This window comes from Streptomyces sp. NPDC058307 (assembly GCF_042880295.1).
In the GTDB taxonomy this organism is placed as follows: domain Bacteria; phylum Actinomycetota; class Actinomycetes; order Streptomycetales; family Streptomycetaceae; genus Streptomyces.
Map to the genome: position 1 here is coordinate 23,426 of NZ_JBHVYZ010000066.1, position 21,278 is coordinate 44,703.

At 72.1% G+C, this 21,278-nt stretch carries 25 protein-coding genes; 12 read left to right on the top strand and 13 right to left on the bottom strand.

What is annotated here, in order from left to right:
• Positions 1-5 precede the first annotated feature (5 nt).
• From ACFVYN_RS33825 to ACFVYN_RS33850, 6 genes are all read right to left on the bottom strand, one after another.
• Positions 6-575 (bottom strand): hypothetical protein, encoded by a 570-nt coding sequence (locus ACFVYN_RS33825; RefSeq protein WP_390005658.1) that lies wholly within the window; start codon positions 573-575, stop codon positions 6-8.
• Positions 576-579: 4 nt separating this feature from the next.
• Positions 580-1,227, bottom strand: a complete 648-nt coding sequence (locus ACFVYN_RS33830; protein WP_390005660.1) for a Uma2 family endonuclease — start codon at positions 1,225-1,227, stop codon at positions 580-582.
• Between the two features lie 89 nt (positions 1,228-1,316).
• On the bottom strand, positions 1,317-2,132 hold the full coding sequence (locus ACFVYN_RS33835; protein ID WP_390005693.1) for a hypothetical protein: 816 nt from the start codon (positions 2,130-2,132) through the stop codon (positions 1,317-1,319).
• A 272-nt stretch (positions 2,133-2,404) separates the two neighbouring features.
• Complete coding sequence (locus ACFVYN_RS33840) at positions 2,405-2,941, bottom strand: DinB family protein (RefSeq protein ID WP_390005662.1); 537 nt, start codon at positions 2,939-2,941, stop codon at positions 2,405-2,407.
• A 103-nt stretch (positions 2,942-3,044) separates the two neighbouring features.
• Entirely contained in the window at positions 3,045-3,239 is a 195-nt protein-coding gene (locus ACFVYN_RS33845) for a DUF397 domain-containing protein (RefSeq protein WP_390005664.1), read from the bottom strand.
• On the bottom strand, positions 3,223-4,062 hold the full coding sequence (locus ACFVYN_RS33850; protein ID WP_390005666.1) for a helix-turn-helix domain-containing protein: 840 nt from the start codon (positions 4,060-4,062) through the stop codon (positions 3,223-3,225). The genes ACFVYN_RS33845 and ACFVYN_RS33850 overlap by 17 nt, the downstream gene beginning before the upstream one ends.
• Positions 4,063-4,177: 115 nt before the next feature.
• Here ACFVYN_RS33850 and ACFVYN_RS33855 point away from each other — a divergent pair, with 115 nt between their 5' ends.
• From ACFVYN_RS33855 to ACFVYN_RS33880, 6 genes are all read left to right on the top strand, one after another.
• Complete coding sequence (locus ACFVYN_RS33855) at positions 4,178-4,567, top strand: hypothetical protein (protein ID WP_390005668.1); 390 nt, start codon at positions 4,178-4,180, stop codon at positions 4,565-4,567.
• An 89-nt stretch (positions 4,568-4,656) separates the two neighbouring features.
• Positions 4,657-4,863: a type II toxin-antitoxin system VapB family antitoxin gene (locus ACFVYN_RS33860; RefSeq protein WP_390005670.1), complete on the top strand. Its 207-nt coding sequence runs from the start codon at positions 4,657-4,659 to the stop codon at positions 4,861-4,863.
• Positions 4,854-5,276 (top strand): PIN domain nuclease, encoded by a 423-nt coding sequence (locus ACFVYN_RS33865; protein WP_390005671.1) that lies wholly within the window; start codon positions 4,854-4,856, stop codon positions 5,274-5,276. Before ACFVYN_RS33860 ends, ACFVYN_RS33865 begins: the two co-directional genes overlap by 10 nt.
• Before the next feature lie 5 nt (positions 5,277-5,281).
• The gene (locus tag ACFVYN_RS33870; RefSeq protein WP_390005673.1) at positions 5,282-5,986 is read left to right on the top strand and encodes a class I SAM-dependent methyltransferase; all 705 of its coding nucleotides are present in this window, start codon (positions 5,282-5,284) and stop codon (positions 5,984-5,986) included.
• A 45-nt stretch (positions 5,987-6,031) separates the two neighbouring features.
• Positions 6,032-6,670 (top strand): dihydrofolate reductase family protein, encoded by a 639-nt coding sequence (locus ACFVYN_RS33875; RefSeq protein ID WP_390005674.1) that lies wholly within the window; start codon positions 6,032-6,034, stop codon positions 6,668-6,670.
• Positions 6,671-6,765: 95 nt separating this feature from the next.
• Positions 6,766-7,422, top strand: coding sequence for a maleylpyruvate isomerase N-terminal domain-containing protein (locus ACFVYN_RS33880; protein WP_390005675.1), 657 nt, complete (start codon positions 6,766-6,768; stop codon positions 7,420-7,422).
• A 33-nt stretch (positions 7,423-7,455) separates the two neighbouring features.
• Here ACFVYN_RS33880 and murQ read toward each other — a convergent pair whose 3' ends face one another.
• Both murQ and ACFVYN_RS33890 read right to left on the bottom strand, forming a co-directional pair.
• The gene (gene murQ, locus ACFVYN_RS33885; RefSeq protein WP_390005677.1) at positions 7,456-8,391 is read right to left on the bottom strand and encodes an N-acetylmuramic acid 6-phosphate etherase; all 936 of its coding nucleotides are present in this window, start codon (positions 8,389-8,391) and stop codon (positions 7,456-7,458) included.
• Between the two features lie 58 nt (positions 8,392-8,449).
• Positions 8,450-9,337 (bottom strand): MurR/RpiR family transcriptional regulator, encoded by an 888-nt coding sequence (locus ACFVYN_RS33890; RefSeq protein WP_390005678.1) that lies wholly within the window; start codon positions 9,335-9,337, stop codon positions 8,450-8,452.
• A 54-nt stretch (positions 9,338-9,391) separates the two neighbouring features.
• Here ACFVYN_RS33890 and ACFVYN_RS33895 point away from each other — a divergent pair, with 54 nt between their 5' ends.
• Both ACFVYN_RS33895 and ACFVYN_RS33900 read left to right on the top strand, forming a co-directional pair.
• Positions 9,392-9,775: a hypothetical protein gene (locus ACFVYN_RS33895; RefSeq protein WP_390005680.1), complete on the top strand. Its 384-nt coding sequence runs from the start codon at positions 9,392-9,394 to the stop codon at positions 9,773-9,775.
• The gene (locus tag ACFVYN_RS33900) at positions 9,772-10,071 is read left to right on the top strand and encodes a DUF4031 domain-containing protein (protein WP_390005681.1); all 300 of its coding nucleotides are present in this window, start codon (positions 9,772-9,774) and stop codon (positions 10,069-10,071) included. The genes ACFVYN_RS33895 and ACFVYN_RS33900 overlap by 4 nt, the downstream gene beginning before the upstream one ends.
• Here the strand turns inward: ACFVYN_RS33900 and ACFVYN_RS33905 are convergent.
• Together ACFVYN_RS33905 and ACFVYN_RS33910 are read right to left on the bottom strand one after the other, a co-directional pair.
• Entirely contained in the window at positions 10,036-11,142 is a 1,107-nt protein-coding gene (locus ACFVYN_RS33905; RefSeq protein ID WP_390005695.1) for a GNAT family N-acetyltransferase, read from the bottom strand. The genes ACFVYN_RS33900 and ACFVYN_RS33905 overlap by 36 nt on opposite strands.
• A gap of 35 nt (positions 11,143-11,177) precedes the next feature.
• The gene (locus ACFVYN_RS33910) at positions 11,178-11,819 is read right to left on the bottom strand and encodes a hypothetical protein (protein WP_390005682.1); all 642 of its coding nucleotides are present in this window, start codon (positions 11,817-11,819) and stop codon (positions 11,178-11,180) included.
• A gap of 155 nt (positions 11,820-11,974) precedes the next feature.
• Here ACFVYN_RS33910 and ACFVYN_RS33915 point away from each other — a divergent pair, with 155 nt between their 5' ends.
• Positions 11,975-12,667, top strand: a complete 693-nt coding sequence (locus tag ACFVYN_RS33915) for a copper homeostasis protein CutC (RefSeq protein WP_390005683.1) — start codon at positions 11,975-11,977, stop codon at positions 12,665-12,667.
• Positions 12,668-12,834: 167 nt separating this feature from the next.
• On the opposite strand, the gene ACFVYN_RS33920 is transcribed toward ACFVYN_RS33915, so the two are convergent.
• A complete protein-coding gene (locus ACFVYN_RS33920; protein ID WP_390005697.1) occupies positions 12,835-14,805 on the bottom strand; it encodes a HelD family protein in 1,971 nt (656 codons plus the stop codon).
• 378 nt (positions 14,806-15,183) lie between these two features.
• On the opposite strand from ACFVYN_RS33920, the gene ACFVYN_RS33925 reads away from it, so the two are divergent.
• A complete protein-coding gene (locus ACFVYN_RS33925; RefSeq protein ID WP_390005684.1) occupies positions 15,184-15,366 on the top strand; it encodes a hypothetical protein in 183 nt (60 codons plus the stop codon).
• Between the two features lie 31 nt (positions 15,367-15,397).
• Here ACFVYN_RS33925 and ACFVYN_RS33930 read toward each other — a convergent pair whose 3' ends face one another.
• A complete protein-coding gene (locus ACFVYN_RS33930) occupies positions 15,398-17,041 on the bottom strand; it encodes a DNA repair helicase XPB (protein ID WP_390005685.1) in 1,644 nt (547 codons plus the stop codon).
• 133 nt (positions 17,042-17,174) lie between these two features.
• Between ACFVYN_RS33930 and ACFVYN_RS33935 the strand changes: the two genes are divergently transcribed.
• Positions 17,175-17,717 carry a hypothetical protein gene (locus ACFVYN_RS33935; protein WP_390005686.1) on the top strand — a complete coding sequence of 181 codons (543 nt, stop codon included), beginning with the start codon at positions 17,175-17,177 and terminating at the stop codon, positions 17,715-17,717.
• 65 nt (positions 17,718-17,782) lie between these two features.
• On the opposite strand, the gene ACFVYN_RS33940 is transcribed toward ACFVYN_RS33935, so the two are convergent.
• Complete coding sequence (locus ACFVYN_RS33940; protein WP_390005687.1) at positions 17,783-20,308, bottom strand: helicase-associated domain-containing protein; 2,526 nt, start codon at positions 20,306-20,308, stop codon at positions 17,783-17,785.
• A gap of 133 nt (positions 20,309-20,441) precedes the next feature.
• Here ACFVYN_RS33940 and ACFVYN_RS33945 point away from each other — a divergent pair.
• Positions 20,442-21,278: hypothetical protein (locus ACFVYN_RS33945; RefSeq protein WP_390005688.1), on the top strand; the 837-nt coding region annotated here is incomplete at its 3' end.

The window sequence follows — 21,278 nt, forward strand, 5'->3', positions numbered from 1 at the left end:
GGCCTCTAGAGGTTGCCGAGCGGCTCGATGTCCACCCGCACCGGGGTGCCCCACACCCGCAGCACCTCGTAGTCGGTGAACTCGTGCACCAGCCGGTACGCCATCGCGGCGCGCGGCGCGCGGCGCTGGGCGTTGAGGTAGAGCTCGGCCTCGTGCCGGTCCCGCCTCGGCGTCCCGCACAGCTGCCACTCCTGGCCGGTCCACAGCTCCGGCAGCCAGCGCTGCTGGGGCTGGGGGCGGTCCTCGCGGACGCCGTAGCGGGAGGGGGTGGGTTCGGCGGCGCGGGGACGCGCGGCCGGTCCGTTGATCTCCGCGCGGCGGGCCGCCCGGCGCCGGGTCTCGCACAGCAGGCACAGGTCGGGGGCGTTCTCGTCGACCGGGCCGTTCGGGTGCTCGGCGCAGCGGGTGGTGGGGACGGCGGTGGTGACGGTGGTCTCCAGCAGCTCCAGCGCCCGCTTGAGGTCGGTCCTGACCTCGTGCAGCTTGGCGTCCGGAGTGTCGCCGGTGACCGACTCGCCGTGCTCGCCGAGGAGACGGAGGGCGCGGCCTAGAGCGGTGAGCTGGGCGTGGTTCATGGTGTCAGTCTGCGTAATCCTTGAGTTTTTCGGTATCCAGGGTGACGCCGACGGGTGCCGGGAGTTCGACCACGGATCCGTACGGGTAGGCCGGGCTTCGCTGGTACGTCCCATTGCGCGGGTCGCTGTACACGGTGAGCGCGTCGATGTCCCGGTCGACGAGCAGGTAGACGGGGATACCCGCTTCCGCGTACCCGCGAACCTTGTCGACCCGGTCACGGCGGTCGGTGTCACGGTCGTGGGAGGTGACCTCGACCACCATGAGGACACCCTCCGGATCGGCCCAGTCCCCCTCCTGCGCGATGAAGTGGTCGAACGGCGCCAGCGCGCCGTCCGCGCAGGCGTGCCCCTTGCGGTACGCACCCACCCTGAGTCCTTGCTCGGGGTACAGGGCCAGATCGGGGCGCTCCCGCATGAACAGCCGGGTGAGCCACACCACGATGGCCCGGTGGCGCTGGTCGGGCACCGGCTTGACCTCTAGCTTTCCATCGATGAGTTCAAGATGGACACCCTTGGGGGCTCTGCGGGCAAGCTCCTCGAAGTCCTCGACCGAGATGCGATCGCCTTTGACATACAGCCGCCCGTGGACGAGTTCGAGCTCCACGTGTTGCGGGGCCCTGCGGGCAAGCTCCTCGAAGTCCTCGACGGACATCTGCGGACGCTCAGCGGTGCTGGGGGTCATGGCGTCGCCTCCTCCCCTCCATGGTGCCCCGGGGCGGTGTCGGCGGACCGTAGGGGCGGTCATACGGGCGTCCCTTCTTCTCGCTTCAGGGACAGCGCGGCCCGGATCTGGTTCGCGCGGGCGTGGATCTCGGAGGCGGGCAGGAGTGCGCCGGGGCGCGCGGGGGCGTATCCGTCCCGGCAGCTATTGCATACGCCCCCCGGCAGGGCCTCCGGAGGCCCGGGGACTCTGCACTCCGCGCACTCCAGGATCCGGTGGGGCGGTCGTTCGGGCGGGGGCTCCGGTGGGAGTTTGTCGGTCAGGCGGCGGCGGAGCAGGGCGGCCGGGTGGTGGACCGGGGTCGGCAGGCCGTTGGTCAGGGCATGGCGTACGGCCTCCTCGCTCACCCCCCGGTCGAACCACACCCCCACCAGCGGGGCGAGGGCCGCGCAGTCGGCGGCGGAGAGGGACAGCGAGGGGGTCTCGCGGCCCAGCGCGGCGAGGAGGATGTGGGCGCGGGAGCGGGTGGGTGGGCGGTTCGGTGGTTCCTCCGGTACGTCACCCCTCGTGAAGGCCGCCCACCAGTCGTCGTCGCGTGCGGTACGGGACCACCACGATCGGGTGATCCAGCGATGCCCTCCGGAAGCGGAGTCCAGGCGTTCGCGCCCCCGGCGCAAGTGGCCTGCCCGCTGGAGGCGGTTGAGGGCCGTGCCGAGGGCGCACTGTCCGTACGGCAGCTGCTTGGCCAGCGTCTTTACGGAGATGTCGGTGCCGTCGGCGAGACGGTCCAGGTACGCGGCGATGGCGGCTTCGCGGGGCGGAAGGTGGGCGAAGTCGTGCGCGGTGCGGGCGTGTTGGCCGGGGACGGAGCGTTTGCCGTATCCCGGCTTGGCCATGGGGTGCGGGGATGCGTGCGCGGGCAGGAAGGCAGGACTAAGCTTGGCGTCAGCCACGGGATCGGCCTCTTCGATCTCGGCGGTCAAGCCCCCGCAGGTGTTGCTAGCACCTGACGGGGGCTGTTCGTTGTCCGGGCACGCTAGACGATCGTGACTGTCCGTGGCAAGCCGGTCGCTTCACGTCAACACGCGGGGTGGGTGGGCGGGTTGGAGCCCTCCACCCATTCCTTGAAAAGAGGGCTCGGAGCTGGAGGCTTGAGCTTCGGGACCGGTCAGCCCATGCTCTTGGCGCCGTCCAGGGACTCTCGGACGATGTCGGCGTGACCCGCGTGCTGGGCCGTCTCGGCGATGATGTGCAGCAGCACCCTGCGGGCCGACCACTGCGCCCCGGCCTCGAACCACGGGGCCTTGGGCAGCGGATGGGCGGCGTCCAGGTCGGGCAGGGTGGCGACCAGCTCGTCCGTCCGGTCGGCCGTCTCCGCGTAGGCGGCCAGTACGCCGGCCAGAGTCTCGCCCGGGAGCATCCGGAACTCGTCGGCCCGTCGGGCCCAGTCGTCCTCGGTCATGGCGGTGAAGTCGCCCATGGACGACGGACCGTCCTGAATGAAGCGCACCCAGTTTCGTTCCACCGACGTGACGTGCTTGATCAGACCACCGAGACACAGTTCGCTGACGGTGGTCCGCTTCCCGGCCTGCTCGTCGGTGAGGTCACGGGTGGTGAAGCGCAGGAAGTGCCGCTGCTTGGCCAGCGCCTCCAGCAGGTCGGCGCGCTCGCCGGTGGGCAGGGTGGTCTTCGTGGCGGCGGTCATGGTGTGGCCCTCCGTGGATTGCTGTTCCGTCGACAGGCCACACGCTAGGAGGCATGTAGGTCAGATCCTGACCTCTTGGGCGGGAAGGTTCTTCGGGGGCCCGCTACTCGGTCCAGTGGTCGCGAGCGGCGGCCGCCACGAACGCCGACCATGCCTCCGGCCGGAACACGAGCTTCGGGCCGTGGGGGTTCTTGGAGTCGCGGACGGCGGTGGGGTGGCTCACGGCCACTTCCAGGCAGTTGCCTCCGCTGCCGCCGCTGTACGTCGACTTGCGCCAGGACTCAGGGGTGTTCCTCATGGGCGTAATCCTGCGCCATCGCCTCGATGAGAGCCAGGGAGTTCTGCGGGGAGAGGGCGTAAGCCGTGAGGAGTTGGTAGGTGAAGCGCTGGTGTCTGACGATGACCGGATCGTCCTCCAGCCGCCCAGTGCCGACCCCCTCGAAGTACACCAGTGGAGGGGCGTCCTCGAAGTCCATCAACTTGAGGGAGCCTTCCATCGCGGCGTGCGCTCCCGCCTCGAAAGGGAGCACCTGCACGATGGCCCGACCTCGCCGGGCCAGCTCGGCGAGATGACGCAGCGCCTCCGCCATCACCTTGCGTCCGCCCACCGCCCTACGCAGCGCCGCCTCGTCAATCACCGCCCACAACAGAGGCGCTGTTGGATCGCCGAGGACCCGGGCACGCTCCACCCGGGCTGTCACCAACTCTTCGATCTCCTCTTCCTTGGCTGTCGGCTGATAAGCGCGGCACACGGCCCGTGCGTATGCGGGCGTCTGGAGCAGGCCGGGGATCAGGAGCTGCACGTATTCCCTGATCTCCGTTGCCCCGGCCTCCGCCTCCGCCGCCTCCGCAAAGTGCTCCGGATACTTGGACTTGGCCGACGCCCGGCAATTCCGCCGGAAGAAGTCCTCCGTCCCCAACACCTCATCCAGCAACCGTGCGTACTCCGCTTGCATCCTCCGCGTGCCCGACTCCAGTTGCCCCACGAACGACCCGCTCACGAACAGCCGTTGCCCCAGTTCCTCCTGGCTCAGGCCGGCCTTCTCGCGCGCGTGCCGCAACTCCGCGCCCAGCAGCGCCCTCGGTGACGACGACGGGTCCAGATCCTTCGGTCCTGCCATGCCCAGCTCCCGATCCAGCAGACGAGGTTGTTGGGATGCCCTGTCTGGCCAGGTTAGGGCCGCACCGGACACGCTGTGTCGCGAATCACCAACCCAGCGTGCCGATGGAGGAAGCGTGCGGTCCACCCAAGAAGTCCTGGAGTCCCTGCGGGAGGCGCTCACCGGCGTAGGAGTCGTGTTGCCGTCCCTCGCTGTCGACCCCCTCACCGGCGCCGGTGACGAGCCCTTCCCGCTGGTCGACCTGGGGCGCTGCAACGTACGGACGGCCGAGCGGCTGGCGTCCGTACTGCGCGGGGAACGGCCGCCGGTGGGGTCGTACGTCGTCGACGAGCGAGACGGACGCGTGGGGGAGGTGAGGGGGCACCTGGGGGGAAGGGTGCAGCTCAGGCCCCTCGGCGGCGGGCGGGAGTGGGACTGTCCGCCGGAGTCCACCGGGGCCGCCCCCCAGGCCGACGTACTGCGGGCCAGGGTGCGGAGTCGGAACCGGGAGGCACGTCGCTCATGACGTCGCATATGGACCTGCGTCGGCTAGGCAAGCGTTTCACGAAGAAGCGTGCATACTGTTTTTCGGGAATCATATGCTCGGAGGTGGCGATGTCACGCACCATGATCGACCTTGATGATGTGCTTCTTGCTGAGGCCGCCGAAATACTGGGCACGACCACCAAGCGGGCCACCATCAACGGCGCTCTGGCGGAGTTCGTGGCCGCGGCCAAGCGGCGACGCTTCATGGAGATGCTCGACGAGGGCCATTTCGACGACCTCACCGACCCGGAAGTGATGGCGGGTGCATGGCGCTAGCGAAGTACCTGGTCGACAAGAGTGTCTGGGCACGGGCCCGGCATCCCTCCGTCAGGGCTGTCCTCGGGCCTCTTGTCGAAGGAGGTCTGATCGCGACCTGTGCCGTGATCGATCTGGAGATCCTCTACAGCGCCCGGAATGCGGAGAGCCATGCCGCAGGACGCTCGGTTCGCCGCGGGTTCGAGTGGTTGCCGCTGACGGACGAGATCGGTACGCGGGCCGTCGAGGTTCAGGCGCTACTGGCCGAGAAGGGGCACCATAGGGCGGCCTCGGTGCCGGACCTGTTGATCGCCGCCACGGCCGAACGCCACAAGGCCACCGTTCTTCACTACGACGCCGGCTTCGACACCATCGCCGCGGTGACCGGGCAGCCCACGGAGTGGGTCGTTCCGCGAGGGAAGGCCGACGGCTGATCTTGATGAGGCGGTTGCACCCCCATGGCCATCCTTATCCCCGAGTCCTCCGAGCCCTCGCCCGCTTCAACGACGCGCACCCGTGGTCCCACAACGCCCACTTCCACCCGTGGCTCATGCGCCGGCTGCCCCGTCGCTTCGAGCGTGCGCTGGACGTCGGCTGCGGTTCCGGAGACCTCGCCCGGCTGCTGGCCACCCGTGCGCATCAGGTGCACGGCATCGACGTCGACGTGCGCATCATCGACGTGGCAAGGGAGTTGACCGATCCCGGCCTCCCCGTCACCTTCTCCGTCGCGGACGCGCTGTCGTACGACGAGGGTGCCCCCTACGACGTCATCACCTGCGTCGCCGTCCTCCACCACCTCCCCCTGACCGAGACCCTCACCCGCTTCCGGCAGCAGTTGGCTCCCGGTGGGACCCTGGTGATCGTCGGGCTGACGCAGGAAGACACCCGCGTCCAGGCACTCCTCGGCCTCGTCTCCGTCCCGCTCAACCTGGTCACCGGTTGGGTGAAGAACAGGGGACGTACGGCTCCACGGCGTCCCGTCGCGATGACCGCCCCGACCCGCCCGGCCGACGTTCCGTACACCGAGTTCGTCCGGGAAGCCCGTCGCATCCTTCCCGGGGTCCGGCTGCGGCGGCGGCTCTTCTGGCGCTACACCCTCGTCTGGAAAAAGGTGCGCGGGGATGTCGATCCAGGCAGGCTCTGAACGACGCACGGGTGAGAGCACGCCACCACACGAGAGGTGCAGGCCATGCCCAAGGTCCGGGTCCACAACGTGACGATCTCCCTCGACGGCTTCATGGCCGGTCCGAACCAGCGGCTGGACGCCCCGTTCGGCGACGGCGTCGGCTGGGGCGACGAGTTGCACAGCTGGTTCATGTCCGCGTCGGAGGACGCGGCCGCCGGGAAGACCGGAACCGACGTCGACTACTTCGTCCGCGGTGATCAGAAAGTCGGCGCCACGATCATGGGGCGGAACATGTTCGGTCCGCAGCGCGGGCCGTGGGAGGACGAGTCCTGGCAGGGCTGGTGGGGCGACAACCCGCCCTACCACCACGACGTCTTCGTCCACACCCACCATCCGCGCCCGGCACTGGAGATGGCCGGCGGAACCACCTTCCACTTCACCGACGAGCCGCCGGAGGAGGTGCTCCGGCGCGCCTTCGACGCCGCGGGCGGCAAGGACGTCCGGATCGGCGGCGGGGCGGCGGTCATCCGGCAGTATCTGCGCGCCGGACTGATCGACGAGCTGCACCTGGCGATCGCCCCGCTCCTCATCGGCCGCGGCGAGCGGCTGCTCGACGACCTGGGCGAGGGGGTCGACGGTTACCGGGTGTCCGAGCTGGTCAGCTCACCGAACGTGACCCACGCGATCCTCGTCCGCCGCTGAGCCCGCCAGTGCCGTGACCGCGAGCCTTGCCGGGCTGCTGGGCCGGTGATCAAAAAAGGAGGGGTCGCTCCCTCCGGACGAGGTACGGTCCTGCCATGTCCCGATCAGCCGATACTGACCTCTCCCAACCCCCCGTCACCGCGGACGACCTCGACCTCGCCGTGCGACTCGCTGTGGCAGTCCTTCGTGAGGCGCCCCCGGCCGCGTGGGAAGGCAAGGCCGGTTCGCTGGAATGGGACTGCTGGGAAACCGTCGAGCACCTCAGCGATGACCTCTTCGCCTACGCTGCGCAACTGGGCCCCGAAACACCGCCCTTGGACGGTGAGGTGCCCTTCGTGTGGGAGAGCCGGCGGCCCGGCGGCCCGGCGAACGCCATTCACGCGGACCGCGAGGCGGGGCCCGCCGGCCTGTTGCAGGTCCTGGAAGCGAGCGGCGCGCTGCTGGTCGCCATGGTGCGCACGACGCCTCCGCAGCGCCGCGCCTACCACGTCTTCGGCGTCTCGGACCCCGAGGGCTTCGCCGCGATGGGGATCGTGGAGACCCTGGTGCACACGCACGACCTGGCACAAGGGCTCGGTCTCGCATGGAGCCCGCCTGCCGATCTGTGCTCTCGGGTGCTCGCCCGGCTGTTTCCGGACGCACCGTCGCCCACGGACCCCTGGCTCACCCTCCTGTGGGCCACCGGACGTGCCGAACTACCCGGACGCCCTCGTCTCACCACATGGCGCTGGGACGGCACACCCCGGGCGTAGGCTCGGGCTTCTCCGCCGCAAAGGGGAACAGCACTAGCCGGCCGTCGCCGCCAGTGCCGCCCGCAGGTGGCCCCCCGACTCCGCCAGCAGGCGGGCCGCCGTGGGGCCGTCGATGTCGGCCAGGATCGTCAGGATCGCGTTCTTGACCTCGCCGTCCGTGGCGGCCAGGGCCCGCTCGACCTCCTCGTCGTCGGCGCCGGTGGCGAGGGCGACGATACGGCGGGAGCGGGCGCGCAGCTTGTCGTTGGAGGCGCGGACGTCGACCATCAGGTTTCCGTAGGTCTTGCCGAGCCGGATCATCGTGATCGTCGACAGCATGTTGAGGACGAGCTTCTGGGCCGTGCCCGCCTTGAGCCGGGTCGAACCGGTGAGCAGCTCGGGGCCCACGACCACCTCGATGCCGTGCTCCGCGGCCGCGGCGAGCGCGCTGTCCGCGTTGCAGGACAGGCCGACCGTCAACGCCCCCTGCGCGCGGGCGTGTTCCACCGCTCCGACGGCATAAGGGGTACGACCGGAGGCGGACACCCCGACCACCGTGTCCAGGGCGGTCACCGCGAGGCCGTCGAGGTCGGCCCGCGCCAGCTCCGCGGAGTCCTCCGCCCCCTCCACGGACGTGACCAACGCTTCCCGGCCGCCCGCGATCAGGCCCACGACCCGCTCCGGGTCCGTGTTGAAGGTCGGCGGGCACTCGGAGGCGTCCAGCACGCCGAGGCGTCCGGCGGTGCCGGCGCCGGCGTAGACCAGTCGGCCGCCACGGGCCATCCGGTCGGCGATCGCGTCGATGGCGGCGGCGATCCGCGGCAGCTGCCGGGACACCGCGGCGGGCACGGAGGCGTCCTCGCCGTTCATCAGCCGGGCGATGTCGAGGGTCGGCAACCGGTCGATGTCGGCCAGCTCGGGCCGGAAGGCCTCGGTGGTCAGTGACTCCAACTGAGCCTGCAGATCGCGGGGATCGGAGGTGGAGGTCATGGGGGATCGGCTCTTTCTTCGTGACCGACGTCTGGCAAGTGACGCGGGTGACTCGTATCTACCGGCGGTGCCGGTGCGCCAGTGCCTCGTAGGACGCGGAGAGCGCCGGCGCCGCCGTCTCGTACGTCCGCTGCGCCACCCCCACGAACAGACAGTCCACCACCAGCAACTGACTGGTCCGGGACGACATCGCGGCCGGCCGCAGCTCACTCTCCCGGGCCGTGGATGTGGTCAGCACCTGGTCGGCGTACTGCGCCACCGGCCCGTTCGGCCGCCCGGTGATGGCGACGGTCGTGGCCCCGCGCTCGAACGCCACCCGCAACGGCTCGATGACGTCCCCGGTCGAGCCCGAGTGCGTGATCGCGATGGCGACATCCCCCGCGCGCAGCTGCACGGCGTTCGTCACGGCCAGGTGCGGGTCACTGTGCGCCTGCGCTATCAGCCCTATCCGCAGCAGCTTCTGGGTGAGGTCCTGCGCGACGAGACCGGAGGCCCCCACGCCGTACACGTCGATCCGCCGCGCCGAGGCCGTCGCGGCGACCGCCGCCCCCAACTGCACGGTGTCGAGACCGGCCGCCGTGTCCGCGAGGGTCTGCTGCTCGTCGTAGGCGAGCTTGGCGACGACGTCCGCGATCGGATCGTCCACCGCGATGTCCGTGGTGATCGCGGGCGACCGCCCCGACTGCTGCTGCGCGGCCAGCCCGGCGAGGGCGAGCCGCAGGTCGCGGTAGCCGGGATACCCGAGCACCCGGGCCGTCCGCACGACCGTCGCCTCGCTGGTCCCGGTCAGTTCCGCGAGGCCCGTGACGGTGAGCGCCGCGCACCCCGCGGGGTCCTTCGCGACGGCCTCGGCGACCCGCTGCATGGAACGGGTCATGGACGGGCCCAGCGTGCGCACCTTCGCGGCGAGAGCGCTGCCGAAAATTTCCTTCACTTGCTGAGGCACACAGGAAAGATATTTTCAGCTCGGATCGTGGTCAAGAGGCCGCACAATGGCTCCATGGAGTCCATCAATCCACTTGAGCAGAGCCTGCACACCGCCCGCGCCCGTGTCCTCGCCGACCTGGCCGCGGGCGAGGTCGCCGCCCCGGACGTGGTGTCGATGGTCGAGGACTCCGTCGTACAGCGCCGCTGGTGGGTGGAGCAGTGGCCCGAGGGCGCGGAATTCGTCGCGGGGCTGGTCGCCCAGGACGTCCAGGACGCGCTGCTGGAGCGCTACGGCCGCTGGCCCCTGTGCCCGGTGTGCGGCTCCGGTGACCCGCACGCCCTGGAGGTCGAGCCGGAACTGGGCCCCGACCCGCACTGGGTGTGCCACAAGGCGGGCGTGCAGGTCGCGGCGGTCGGCTCGCTCGGGACCGCGGCGGGCGGGATCACCCCCTCGTGACCGTCTACGTCGACCCGCCCACCTGGCCGGGCCACGGCCGCATGTGGTCCCACCTGGTCAGCGACGCCTCCTTCGAGGAACTGCACGCGTTCGCCGAGGAGGCGGGCGTCCCCAGGCGCGCCTTCGAGCGCGACCACTACGACATCCCGTCACACCGGTACGCCGACGTGGTGGCGGCGGGCGCGGTGGAGGTGAGCAGCCGGGAGGTGGTGCGGCTGCTCACGGGGGCGGGACTGCGTCGCCCCAAAGGCCGCGCGTGGTCAACCGGCCCCGCCGGGCAGGACGTACAGCCGTAGCCCCGGCTCCGCCTCCCCGTACACCTGCTCCTCGTCCACGGTCGCCCGGACGAACCCGGCGCGGGCGATGACCCGCTGCGAGGCCGCGTTGTCGGGCTCGATGGTGGCGCAGAGGCTGCGCACGTCGTCGCGGGCCAGGGCCCAGTCGCTCAGGGCGCGCAGGGCCTCGGTGGCGTAGCCCTGGCCGCGGGCGCTCTCGGCGAGGTCGTAGCCGACCTCCGCGCGGCCGTTCTCGTCGGGGACGCCGTGGAAGCCCATGCCGCCGATCGCGCGGCCGTCCTCCCGTCGTACGAGGACGAAGAGGCCGAACTCCGGGCGGTGGACGCCCGCCTCGTAGGCCTTGATGGCCATGCCGGCGGCCTCGCGGGTGCCCTCGAAGGGGCCGTCCTCGACCCACTCGAAGTCACCGTCGCCGCCTGCGGCCAGTTCGGCGGCGGACGCGGGGGTGACGCCCTGGAGGGTCAGCCGCTCGGTGGGCAGGACGAGGTTGTTGCTCCAGCGCCACTGGGTGCGCGGGGCACGGCCGGGCAGGTCGCCGCGGCCGGTGGCCCACAGGAGGGTGCGCCAGGGGTCGGGGCCGGGCTGGACCTCGGGGAAGATCCGGGTGAGGACGTACTCGGGGAGGTGGGCGGGGGGCTCGTAGTCCAGGCCCAGACCGGCCGTGATGTCGTACGTGTGCAGGAGGACCTCGGCGATGCCCATCGCGGCGAAGCCCACGCGGTTCGCGCTGCGGAAGGGGGCCGGGTGGAAGGCGCGGGCCTCGCGGGGCGCGGTGCGGACCGCCGCGGCGAGCAGGGCGCCGGCTGTCTCCAGGACATGCAGCAGGCCCGTGTTGTCGGTGCCCTCGTCGAGGGTGATGTCGAAGGGGATGTAGTCGTCCTGGGCGCCTCCGGCCAGGTTCGCGGCGTACGAGATCAGGCAGCCGCAGATGTGGAAGGCCGTCTCGTGGACGGTCCACTCCATCCCGGCCGGCTTCACGGCCGTCCAGTCCCGGTCCACCGCGGGCCGCAGCACCGCCACCGCGTCCGCGACGGCCTCCGTCACCCGTTGTCCGCCCACGTCCCCGCCCATGTCTGCCATGCGGGCAGGCTATGACGCCGGACGCCTCAGAGCGACAGCATTTCCAGCTCCGAGGCGAGGTTGTAGCGGGCCGTGGCCTCCCACTCGCGCTCTCCGTACGGCGTCCTGAAAAGGCGCGGCAGATCCAGCAGTTGGCGCAGGATCGCGGACCGCCCCTCGCGGAAGGCGTCGGTTGGGACGAAGCCGTACTCCTCGCGGACGGCGGCCGTGTAGGCGGCGTACGCGGCGGGCGGGGCGGCGAGGATCGCGAGGTCGGCGTCGCAGAGGACCTGGCCGTCGCGGTCGTCGTCGGCGGGATCGTGGGCGGTGGTGAGACGGACGAGGCGGGCGACTTCGGCCGTGCCTTCCTGCGGGAGCCCGGCCTCGGGGAGGGCGCGTTCGGCGAGGCGGGCGGAGCGTTCCTCGTTCTCCGAGCGGTCCGGGAGGTAGACGGCGTCGTGGAACCAGGCCGCCAGACGCACCAGGTCCGGGTCGTCCGCGTACTCCTCCAGCACGTCGATGTGGTCGAGGACCGCCGTCAGGTGGGCGAGCGTGTGGTAGCGCCGCTGCGGCTCCTGCCAGCGGGCGAGGAGGTTGTCGGCGTACGGCACCGGGTCGGGACCGTCACCGGCTCGGGCGCTCTCCAGAGCACGGACGAAACGGTCGCGGAGGTCATCGAGATCGGCCATGCCCTCATTGTCCCGCGGCTTACGACGGTCCGGTGAAGGGTCGGCTGAGACGCACTGGTGAGGGGGACCCCGTAGCGGCGTATTCTGGAATTGGACTAGACCTGTAAGACCTGTAAGACCTGTAGCCGCCCGAGACCGTCGACGAATGGGGTCCCATGAGCAAGCGTGCAGTCCTGGAGGTGATCGCCCTCGACGCCGAGGACGCGATCGCCGCCCAGGCCGGAGGCGCGGACCGGCTGGAACTGGTGACCGACATGGCGGCGGACGGCCTGACGCCGACGGTCGCCACGGTCGCGGAGATCCGGGGGGCCGTGGACATCTCGCTGCGGGTGATGCTGCGGTTGTCGGGCGGGTTCGGCGCCGGGGACGTCTCGCGGGTGGTCCGGGCGGCGGGGCAGGTGCGGGACGCCGGGGCCGAGGAGTTCGTGCTGGGGTTCCTGGACGCGGACGGCGAGGTGGACCTGCGGGCCGTGGAGTGGGTCGTCGGGGCGCTGGACGGGTGCCGCTGGACCTTCCACCGTGCCATCGACCACGCGGCGGACCGGGACGCCCTGCGCAAGCAGCTGGCGGACCTCCCGGGCCTGGACACCTACCTCACCGCGGGCTCGGCGGCGGGCGTCGACGAGGGCCTGCCGGTGCTCCTCGCGGAGGCGTCGAGGGCGGGCGAGCCGGGGTACGAGCCACAGCTCCTGGTGGGCGGAGGCCTCCGGCTGGACCACGTCCCGGGACTCCGGGCGGCCGGGATCGACGCGTTCCACATCGGCGGGGCGGCGAGGCCGGGGGGCTGGGAGGCGCCGGTGTCGGTGGCGGCGGTCGCGGAGTGGCGGCGGGCGGTGGACCAGGGGTGAGGGGGCGCTACGAGGATGCGGGGCGGCGGGGCGCGGAGGCCGGGCGTGGCTCAGCCAACGCCCAGGAACGCACCGCCCCCCACGGTGATCGCCGGACAGAACACAGCCCCGTCCTCCCCCGGCCTCGCCGCTCGGAACGTGCCGCCGACCAGCCCCGACGCGGCGCCCTACCCGGCCAGCGCCGCAGGCAGCGGTGCCGTGTGGGTCACGATCAGGCCCGACACCGCTCGGGTCAGGGCCACGTACAGCCGCCGCAGGCCCGTGCGTTCGTCCGGTTCGCCGTCCACCACCGCCTGCGGCTCGTCCAGGACGACGTAGTCGTACTCGAGGCCCTTGGCGAGGGACGCCGGGACCAGGGTCAGGCGGGTCTCGGCCGTGGTCTCCTCGCCCGGGGCGAGATACGGGACCCCCGCCGCCGTCAGCGCCTCGGCGAGAGCCGGGACGCGGGCGTCCGCCGCGATCAGACCCGTCGAACCCTCGTTGCGCAGCAACTCCTCGCACGCGGCGACCACTTCGCCCGTACCGGAGATCCCCCGCACGTCGAAGAAGCCCGGGTTCTCACGGACCGACGCGACCGGGGCCAGACCCGGTGCGATGTGCGGGAGGAGCCGGGAGGCATACGTGATGACGTCCGTCGGGACGCGGAAACCGGCCGTCAGCTCCTCGATCACCCCGTCCGCCTTGCCGAGGTGGGCCAGCGCCTCGCCCCAACTCCGCGTCGCCCACGGCGTGGTGCCCTGCGCCAGATCGCCGAGGACCGTCGCCGAACCGGTCGAGCAGCGGCGGCCGACCGCGCGGTACTGCATCGGGGAGAGGTCCTGCGCCTCGTCGAGCACCACATGCCCCAGCGAGTGCGTGCGCTCCACGATGTCCGTCGCCTCGTCGATCAACACCGCGTCCGCGGAAGACCACTTGGCCGACTTCACCGACCGCACCGGCTTCGCCCACAGGATCGTCTTGCGCTCGTCCTCGTCGAGGATCCCGTCCGCGTGCACGGCGAGGAAGTCCGCGTCCGTCAGCAGCCGGAGCACCAGTTTCGCCGGATCCACCGGCGGCCAGATCGCCTTCACCGCCGCCTTCACCGCCGGGTTGCGGGCCACCGCGTCCTGCACCCGGTCGTCCGGCGCCTCCCCGGACCGCTCCATCTGCACCAGCACGGCATGCGCGATCCGCTGCGGAAGGGCTTCCCGACCGGCGCCGTACCGGATGCCCCGGTCGAGCAACTCCCGCACGATCTCCTCGATCTCGTACGCCGGGACCCGCCACCTGCGCGACCCGCGCACCACCATCACCGGCTCGGTGGGCATCGTCACATGCGCGTAGACGGCCCGCCGGAGCACCTGAGCCATCCTCGCGTCGCCCTTGAGGACCGCGGCGGCCGCGTCATCGGTGCCGCGTACCTCCAGGCCCGCCGCCACCAGGTCGTCGACTGTCGCCTGCTTCACCGACAACTCACCCAGCGCGGGCAGCACCTGCTCGATGTAGTGCAGGAAGGACCGGTTCGGCCCGATGACGAGGGTGCCGGTGCGGGCGAGCCGCTCGCGGTGGGCGTAGAGGAGATAGGCGACGCGGTGCAGGCCGACCGCGGTCTTCCCGGTGCCGGGGCCTCCCTGCACACAGACCGTGCCGCCGAGACCGGACCGTACGATCTCGTCCTGCTCGGGCTGGATGGTCGCCACGATGTCGCGCATCGGGCCGACGCGCGGACGCTCGATCTCCTGCTGGAGCAGCTTGCTGGTGGCCGCGGCCTCGGCGGGGTCGGAGAGGTGCTCGTCCTCGTAGGCGGTGATCTCGCCGCGCGTGTAGCCGAAACGGCGGCGCAGCCCGACGTCCATCGGGTCCTTCTTGGACGCCCGGTAGAACGGCTGCGAGACCGGCGCCCGCCAGTCGATCACCATCGGGTCGCCGTCGTGGTCGTGGACGTGCCGGCGGCCGATGTAGAAGCGCTCTCCGTCCGCGCCCTCGGCCCGGTCGGCGCCGGGGGAGTGCAGATAGTCGAGGCGGCCGAAGAACAGCGGGGTGTCGCTGAGGTCGGCCAGCGCCTTGATCCGGTCGTCGATCTGGCGGGCCAGGACCTCGGCGTTGACCCAGTTCGCGGTGACGTCCTTGATGTCCAGCGACTCGACGTCCTCGCGCATGGCGCGCAGTGCGGCGCGGGAGCCGGCGAGGTGGGAGCGTTCGCGGGCGAGGGGGTCGTCGTCTGCGGGCACGGGAGTGGACGGCCTGGACAAGGGGGTGCCTCCGAAGGTGCTGCGGGCCGCGTGGTGGGATGCCGACCGGTTTCCGTCCGGGCGGCGGCACTCCGTGAGGGAGGCGGGCAAGAGCGGAGATTCTAGAGGGAGGGGAGGCGAGGGGGCCAACGAATATTCCGGGCCCCTACCGAATATCCCGAGCCCCTAAGGGATCGCCCCTCCTCCTCTCGGGGTGGCTCCACCCGCAGGCTGTACTCAGGTAGCACACGAAGTGGCTACCTGGGACCGATGCCCTCCTTATGCCCCGAAAGCCACTATGGAGGCATGAGCGCAGCGACCTTCACCCCAGCCCCCGGTCGCCCGTCCGGGGCGACCCCCCTCTCCGACACCCACAGGACCCACCGCCTGGGCAACGCCCTGCGGGCGGTCCGCGTCTTCGCCGGCGCCGCCTTCGACGTCGTCATACTCGGCGAGTACGGCGAGGAAGCCGGCGTCCGCCGCAGGTAACCGCCGCAGGTAGCCCGCAGACAGCCGCCGGTCAGCTGTCCGCGAGCAGCTCGTCCGCGTCCACGATCCGGTAGGCGTACCCCTGTTCCGCCAGGAACCGCTGGCGGTGCGCGGCGAAGTCCTGGTCGATGGTGTCGCGGGCGACCACGGAGTAGAAGTGCGCCTGGTGGCCGTCCGCCTTCGGGCGCAGGACCCTGCCGAGCCGCTGAGCCTCCTCCTGGCGGGAGCCGAAGGTGCCCGAGACCTGGATGGCGACGGTCGCCTCCGGCAGGTCGATGGAGAAGTTCGCGACCTTGGACACCACCAGCACGCTGATCTCGCCCTGACGGAAGGCGTCGAAGAGCTTCTCGCGCTGGGCGTTGGAGGTCTCGCCCTTGATGACGGGGGCGTTCAGGTGCTCGCCGAGTTCGTCGAGCTGGTCGATGTACTGCCCGATCACCAGGATCTGCTGGCCCGCGAACCGTCGTACCAGAGCCTCCGTGACCTTCCGCTTCGTCGCGGTCGTGGCACAGAAGCGGTACTTCTCCTCCTGCTCGGCGGTGGCGTAGGCGAGCCGCTCGGAGTCGGTGAGGTTCACCCGCACCTCGACGCAGTCGGCCGGCGCGATGTAGCCCTGCGCCTCGATCTCCTTCCACGGGGCGTCGAACCGCTTGGGCCCGATCAGGGAGAACACGTCCGACTCCCGCCCATCCTCCCGCACGAGGGTCGCGGTCAGTCCGAGCCTGCGCCGGGCCTGGAGGTCGGCGGTGAACTTGAAGACGGGCGCCGGCAGCAGGTGCACCTCGTCGTAGAGGATGAGCCCCCAGTCCCGGGAGTCGAAGAGTTCGAGGTGCGGGTAGACGCCCTTCCGCCGGGTCGTCAGCACCTGGTAGGTGGCGATGGTGACGGGCCGGATCTCCTTCCGCGTCCCGCTGTACTCGCCGATCTCCTCCTCGGTCAGGGAGGTCCGCTTGATGAGCTCGTGCTTCCACTGCCGGGCCGAGACGGTGTTGGTGACGAGGATGAGGGTGGTCGACTTTGCCTGTGCCATGGCTCCGGCGCCGACGAGAGTCTTACCGGCACCGCAGGGCAGCACCACGACGCCGCTGCCGCCGTGCCAGAAGTTCTCCACGGCCTGCTTCTGGTAGGGCCTGAGCGCCCAGCCGTCCTCGTCCAGCTCGATCGCGTGCGCCTCGCCGTCGACGTACCCCGCGAGGTCCTCGGCGGGCCAGCCCAGCTTCAGCAGCGTCTGCTTGATCTGCCCGCGCTCGGAGGGGTGCACGGCCACGGTGTCCGGGTCGAGCCGCGCCCCGACCAGCGGGATGATCCGCTTCGAGCGCAGGATCTCCTCCAGCACCGGCCGGTCGGTGGTGGTGAGCACGAGCCCGTGGGCGGGGTGCTTGCTGAGCGTGAGCCGCCCGTACCGGTCCATCGTCTCGGCGACGTCGACGAGCAGGGCGTGCGGCACCGGATACCGGCTGTACTGCACCAGCGCGTCGACCACCTGCTCGGCGTCGTGCCCGGCGGCGCGCGCGTTCCACAGACCGAGCGGTGTCACCCGGTAGGTGTGGATGTGCTCGGGCGCCCGCTCCAGCTCGGCGAACGGCGCGATGGCCCGACGGCACTCGTCGGCCTGCTCGTGGTCGACCTCGAGCAGCAGGGTCTTGTCGGACTGGACGATGAGAGGACCGTTCACGTACATGCATCCTTCCGCACGGGCCAAACGTCCAGTGTGCCTCAACCAGGGACGATCAAGGGAGGCCGAGGCAACCTCGGGCCCCGCTCGGTTGTCTTGACTGGCGGGAGCGGGCCGGGGAGGACACATGGGGATGTCTGCGGGCAGATGGGTGGTCGGCGGGGGCGCGGCAGTGCTGCTGGTGGCGACCGGTGCCTGGGCGTCGCGGCCGGTGGACGTCGACACGGACCTGTGGAGCCGGGTGCGGCCGGCCGTCGAGGCGCGGCTCGTGGACCAGGCGCGCGGCACCGGGTACGGGGAGGGCGAGCCCGGGCTCGGGGCCCGGTGGTTCTGCCGGGCGTGGGCGCTGGACCTCGACGAGCGGGACGGACTCGTACGGGCCGGTGTCAGCACGCTGTGCCTGGAGTACGGGGTGCGCGCGGGGCACCTGGTGGAGTGCGGCGGCGCCGAGGTCCCGCAGGTGCTGCGGCTGCGGCGGGAGACCGACGGCGACTACGTGGTCGTGTCGCAGGAGGAGCCGCCCGAGGGCGCGGGCAACGCGCAGTGGCTGACGACCCACTTCGGCCACGCCACCACCGCCGCACTCGACACCGCCGTGCCCTCGACTCCCCTGGAGTCGGCGGCCCGCACCCACTTCGGCCTGCCGGCGACGGCACCGGTGAACAAGGACTGCTGAAGCGGCCCCCGAGACCGCTTGGCCTTCGCCTCACCGCTGGTCGGTCCGAGGCTTCGCCGGCTCCGTCAGTCCGTGTCCTCCGCCAGTTCCGCCACCCCGGTCACCCGGTGCAGCGGATACGTGCGGACCTCGTCCGCCGTGTGGTCGTAGGCCGTCACGAAGCCGCCCTCGACGCGGACGGGGGCGATGACACGCTGGCTGGCGGCGCCCTCGGCGTTGACGTAGCCGATCCACAGGGCCTCGCCGGTGAGGACGGCGGCCTGCATGGTGGCGAGGGTCTCGGCGGAGCTGGTGCGGGGGAGTTCGCCGTTGGCGGGCAGGGACTGGTCGGACTGTCGGCGGGGGGTCGTCGAGGCCAGGTCGCCGGCCCGGATGGCGCGGATCGCGGCCGACAGGAGGGTCGCGTCGGGGACCGGCGGGCCGTCCGGCACGGGTTCGGGGGCCGTGCGCGGCGGGGTGCGGTGGGCGTGGGCGCGGGTGATGAGGACGTCGCCCTCCGCGGACTCGGCGGCCGGGGCGAAGCCCATCGCGCGCAGGCCCTCAAGGAGCGACGCCGGGTCGGCCTGGGCGGCGAGGACGGTCGGGGCCAGGCGGCGCAGGCGCAGACCCGCGGCGCGCTTGTCGGCGAGGATCTCGTTGAGCAGGGCGTCGTCGTCGCAGCGGACGTACGCGGAGGCCGCGCCCACCCGCAGGTGGCCGTGCCGGCGCGCCACGTCGTCGATCAGGTACGTCAGCGGCTGCGGCACCGGCGTACGCGCGTGCGTGGCGAGGAAGGCGTGCAGGTCGGAGGCGGACTGACCGGCGTCCAGAGCACGGCGTACCGATGCGGGGGTGAACCGGTAGACCGTCGCCCCGCCCTTCGACTCCACGTCGGCCAGGACGTCCAGCACCTCGGCCAGCGACCGCTGCAGGGGGCCGGGGGCCACCGCCGTCAGGTCGGCCTGGAGCAGGACGTGGTCGAGCGGCTCGGGCAGGAGCGGCGCGAGCAGCCGGGCGGCCGCGGCGGACGCGGTGGCCTGCTCGGCGGGGGAGAGGGGTTCCACGGAGGTGGGGCGGTGGTGCACGGGAAGTTTGTCGCCGGGGCCCTGCGGGACCGTGGCCGGCGTCTTCGGCGTGGCCGCGCCCAGCAGCGCCCGCCCGTGCCCCGACAGCGCCCCCCGCCCCGTCACCCCCAGCAGCTCGGCCTCCGCCAGCGTCCACTCGGCGAGCCGTGAGCGCAGATCGTCCTCGCGCTGCGGCCCCCGCAGCGGGCGCTCCCAGCGCAGCCGGGCCAGCACCGACTCCCTCGACGGCGACGCACCCTCCGGCAGCCCCGCCAGCAGCGTCAGCACCCGGTGCCGTACCTCCGGCGCCGCGCTGCGGTCGAGTCCCGGGCCCAGCGTCGACAGGGTGCGCTCCTTCGCGTCCCGGCCGCCCACCAGACCGGGCACCCGCGTCGCCGTCAGCCACGCCTCCGCCAGCCGGACCCAGCGCTGGGCCGGGGGCTGCTCCAGCCACTCGTCGTGGGCCGGGGTCGCCGCGTACCGCTCGTCGGCCCCGCCGTCGGAGGCCAGCAGGCCCGCCGCGTACGCCAGCTCGACCCAGAACGCGGCGACCGGCTCCGCCACGTCCAGCGCGACGGCCGTGCGCTTGAGGTCACGGACGCTCAGGCCGCCCGCCCGCAGCACCGCGGGCCCGCCCTCGTCCCAGTCCTTCAGCAGATCCTCGACGGTCGCGAGCGCGGTGTACGCCTGCCCGGCCGCCGTCGCGTCCACAACCTGTGGACGGTGGGTCGCCGCGGGCTCCACGCCCGGCGGCAGCGGTTCCACCTCCCGGTGCGCACGGCCACCGCGCAGATGCAGGGCCACCTCCCGCGGCAGTACGACCGTCCCGGGCGCCGTCGGCACCAGCAGTCCCAGGTCGAGCAGGCGCCGCAGATGGGCCGCCGGCTCCGGGGTGACCTGGCCGTACGGCGGACCCCACACCAGTCGCGAGAGCACCTCCCGCGACTGGTCCGGGAGCCCGGCGAGCAGTGCCGACATCCGCTCGCGGTCGGTGAACAGGGCTGTCAGCGACGCCACCGCGGACACCGCGTCGTGGGTCGAACCGAGCCCCGCCGCCGTCACGATGTCCTGGATGCGGCCCGGCGACATCCCCGCGGTGGCCTCCTGCACGGTCGGCCCGAGCCCGGTCGGCGACGGATTCTGCGGCGAGGGCGCGAGCAGCTCACGGGCCGTGCGCACCAGCCGCAGCCGGTCGTCGTCGCCCCACACCAGGGCCTGCTCCCGCAGGGTGGCGAGGGCGCGCGGGAGCGCCGCCGACACGGCCGGGTCACCGCCGTCGCCGGTCAGCAGCGCCAGCAGTTCCTCGTACGGCGCCGGGTCCGCCGCCACCGCCAGCGCCTCCGCCGTCTGGAGCGCGAACCGGTCCAGCCGCTCCAGCGCCCGCACCACCGACGCCCGCGTCCCGGCGCGGGTCGCGAGCTGCGTGAGGTCCGTGGGGACGGGCGTGATGAGGTCGGGACGGGCACGCAGAAGCGCGGCCAGGGAGGCGTCGTCCCTGGCCCGGAGCGCTTCCGCGAGGGAGCGCGGCGGTACGGCCGGGTTGCTCATCCGACCAACGGTAGCGGGTTGCCCCCGGCGGCCGGGCCGTGCAGGTGCGGTCGGCGGGGGTGCGCGCCCCGGGGGGCGGTGCGCTAGTTTCGTCCCACAGGGGAGCCAACGCACCAACCCCGGAGGGGACTTCGTGGGTATCGAGAGCGATCAGGTCGTCTACGAGTATCTGAGCCGCGTCGGCGATGTCGCGCAGCAGCGGCAGTTGCCGTCGTCCACCCGTATGCGGCTCGTCTCGGAACTGCGCAACGAGATCGACCGGCGGCGCGCCAAGGTCACCGTGGACTCGCCCGCCGCCGTCCGCCGGATCATCGCCAAACTGGGCAGCCCCGACGAGGTGGTCACCGCCGCCGGAGGTGCGGCGGGCAGCGCCCCGCAGGCGCCGGTCGTCGCCATGCCCGTACAGCGGGACCGGGAAGCGGAGGAGACCGAGCGGTCCGAGCGGTCCAAGCGGCTGCGCAAGGCCGTCCCCCGGCAGCGCCCCGAGACCCCGCCGCAGCCCGCTCCCGCCCGCGACCTCTCCAACGGGCCCCACCTGGCCGGCCTGGACGAACTCGGCGACACCGCGGCGCAGCCCGACTGGTGGCGGGTGGACAGCAGCCCCTTCGGCGTCGGCGACAGCGTGCCGGGGTTCGTGGGCGGAGTGGAGATCCCCGAACTGCTGAAGCCACCGCCGTCCAAGGAGGAGCGGAAACCCGAGCCCGCGCCCGCCGTGGAGCAGGCCCCGCCCGTGCCGGTGGTGAAGGCCCGGGCGGCCTGGTGGAAGCCGAAGACGGCCGTCAAGGCAGCGGAACCGGTCGTCAGGGGCGCGGAACCGGTCGTCGAGGGCGTCCCGGTCCGCCGGCGCCGCTTCTTCCGGGCCAGGGGTTCCGGCGCCGCCGCCTCCGGAGCCGGCGGCTGGAGCAACCCCCTCCTGCTGCTGGCCGCCGCCCTGCTCGTCGCCGGCGCCGTGCTCGGCAACCTGCTCGTC

Bases quoted from the DNA above. Each gene is read 5' to 3' on its own strand.
- ACFVYN_RS33875 (WP_390005674.1), top strand. From the start codon at position 6,032: ATGCCCAAGGTCCGGGTCCACAACGTGACGATCTCCCTCGACGGCTTC.
- ACFVYN_RS33905 (WP_390005695.1), bottom strand. From the start codon at position 11,142: ATGGGCGGGGACGTGGGCGGACAACGGGTGACGGAGGCCGTCGCGGAC.
- ACFVYN_RS33840 (WP_390005662.1), bottom strand. From the start codon at position 2,941: ATGACCGCCGCCACGAAGACCACCCTGCCCACCGGCGAGCGCGCCGAC.
- ACFVYN_RS33915 (WP_390005683.1), top strand. From the start codon at position 11,975: ATGAGCAAGCGTGCAGTCCTGGAGGTGATCGCCCTCGACGCCGAGGAC.
- ACFVYN_RS33865 (WP_390005671.1), top strand. From the start codon at position 4,854: ATGGCGCTAGCGAAGTACCTGGTCGACAAGAGTGTCTGGGCACGGGCC.
- ACFVYN_RS33880 (WP_390005675.1), top strand. From the start codon at position 6,766: ATGTCCCGATCAGCCGATACTGACCTCTCCCAACCCCCCGTCACCGCG.
- murQ (WP_390005677.1), bottom strand. From the start codon at position 8,391: ATGACCTCCACCTCCGATCCCCGCGATCTGCAGGCTCAGTTGGAGTCA.
- ACFVYN_RS33910 (WP_390005682.1), bottom strand. From the start codon at position 11,819: ATGGCCGATCTCGATGACCTCCGCGACCGTTTCGTCCGTGCTCTGGAG.
- ACFVYN_RS33895 (WP_390005680.1), top strand. From the start codon at position 9,392: ATGGAGTCCATCAATCCACTTGAGCAGAGCCTGCACACCGCCCGCGCC.
- ACFVYN_RS33920 (WP_390005697.1), bottom strand. From the start codon at position 14,805: ATGCGCGAGGACGTCGAGTCGCTGGACATCAAGGACGTCACCGCGAAC.
- ACFVYN_RS33835 (WP_390005693.1), bottom strand. From the start codon at position 2,132: ATGGCCAAGCCGGGATACGGCAAACGCTCCGTCCCCGGCCAACACGCC.
- ACFVYN_RS33935 (WP_390005686.1), top strand. From the start codon at position 17,175: ATGTCTGCGGGCAGATGGGTGGTCGGCGGGGGCGCGGCAGTGCTGCTG.
- ACFVYN_RS33850 (WP_390005666.1), bottom strand. From the start codon at position 4,062: ATGGCAGGACCGAAGGATCTGGACCCGTCGTCGTCACCGAGGGCGCTG.
- ACFVYN_RS33825 (WP_390005658.1), bottom strand. From the start codon at position 575: ATGAACCACGCCCAGCTCACCGCTCTAGGCCGCGCCCTCCGTCTCCTC.
- ACFVYN_RS33830 (WP_390005660.1), bottom strand. From the start codon at position 1,227: ATGTCCGTCGAGGACTTCGAGGAGCTTGCCCGCAGGGCCCCGCAACAC.
- ACFVYN_RS33845 (WP_390005664.1), bottom strand. From the start codon at position 3,239: ATGAGGAACACCCCTGAGTCCTGGCGCAAGTCGACGTACAGCGGCGGC.
- ACFVYN_RS33925 (WP_390005684.1), top strand. From the start codon at position 15,184: ATGAGCGCAGCGACCTTCACCCCAGCCCCCGGTCGCCCGTCCGGGGCG.
- ACFVYN_RS33860 (WP_390005670.1), top strand. From the start codon at position 4,657: ATGTCACGCACCATGATCGACCTTGATGATGTGCTTCTTGCTGAGGCC.
- ACFVYN_RS33940 (WP_390005687.1), bottom strand. From the start codon at position 20,308: ATGAGCAACCCGGCCGTACCGCCGCGCTCCCTCGCGGAAGCGCTCCGG.
- ACFVYN_RS33870 (WP_390005673.1), top strand. From the start codon at position 5,282: ATGAGGCGGTTGCACCCCCATGGCCATCCTTATCCCCGAGTCCTCCGA.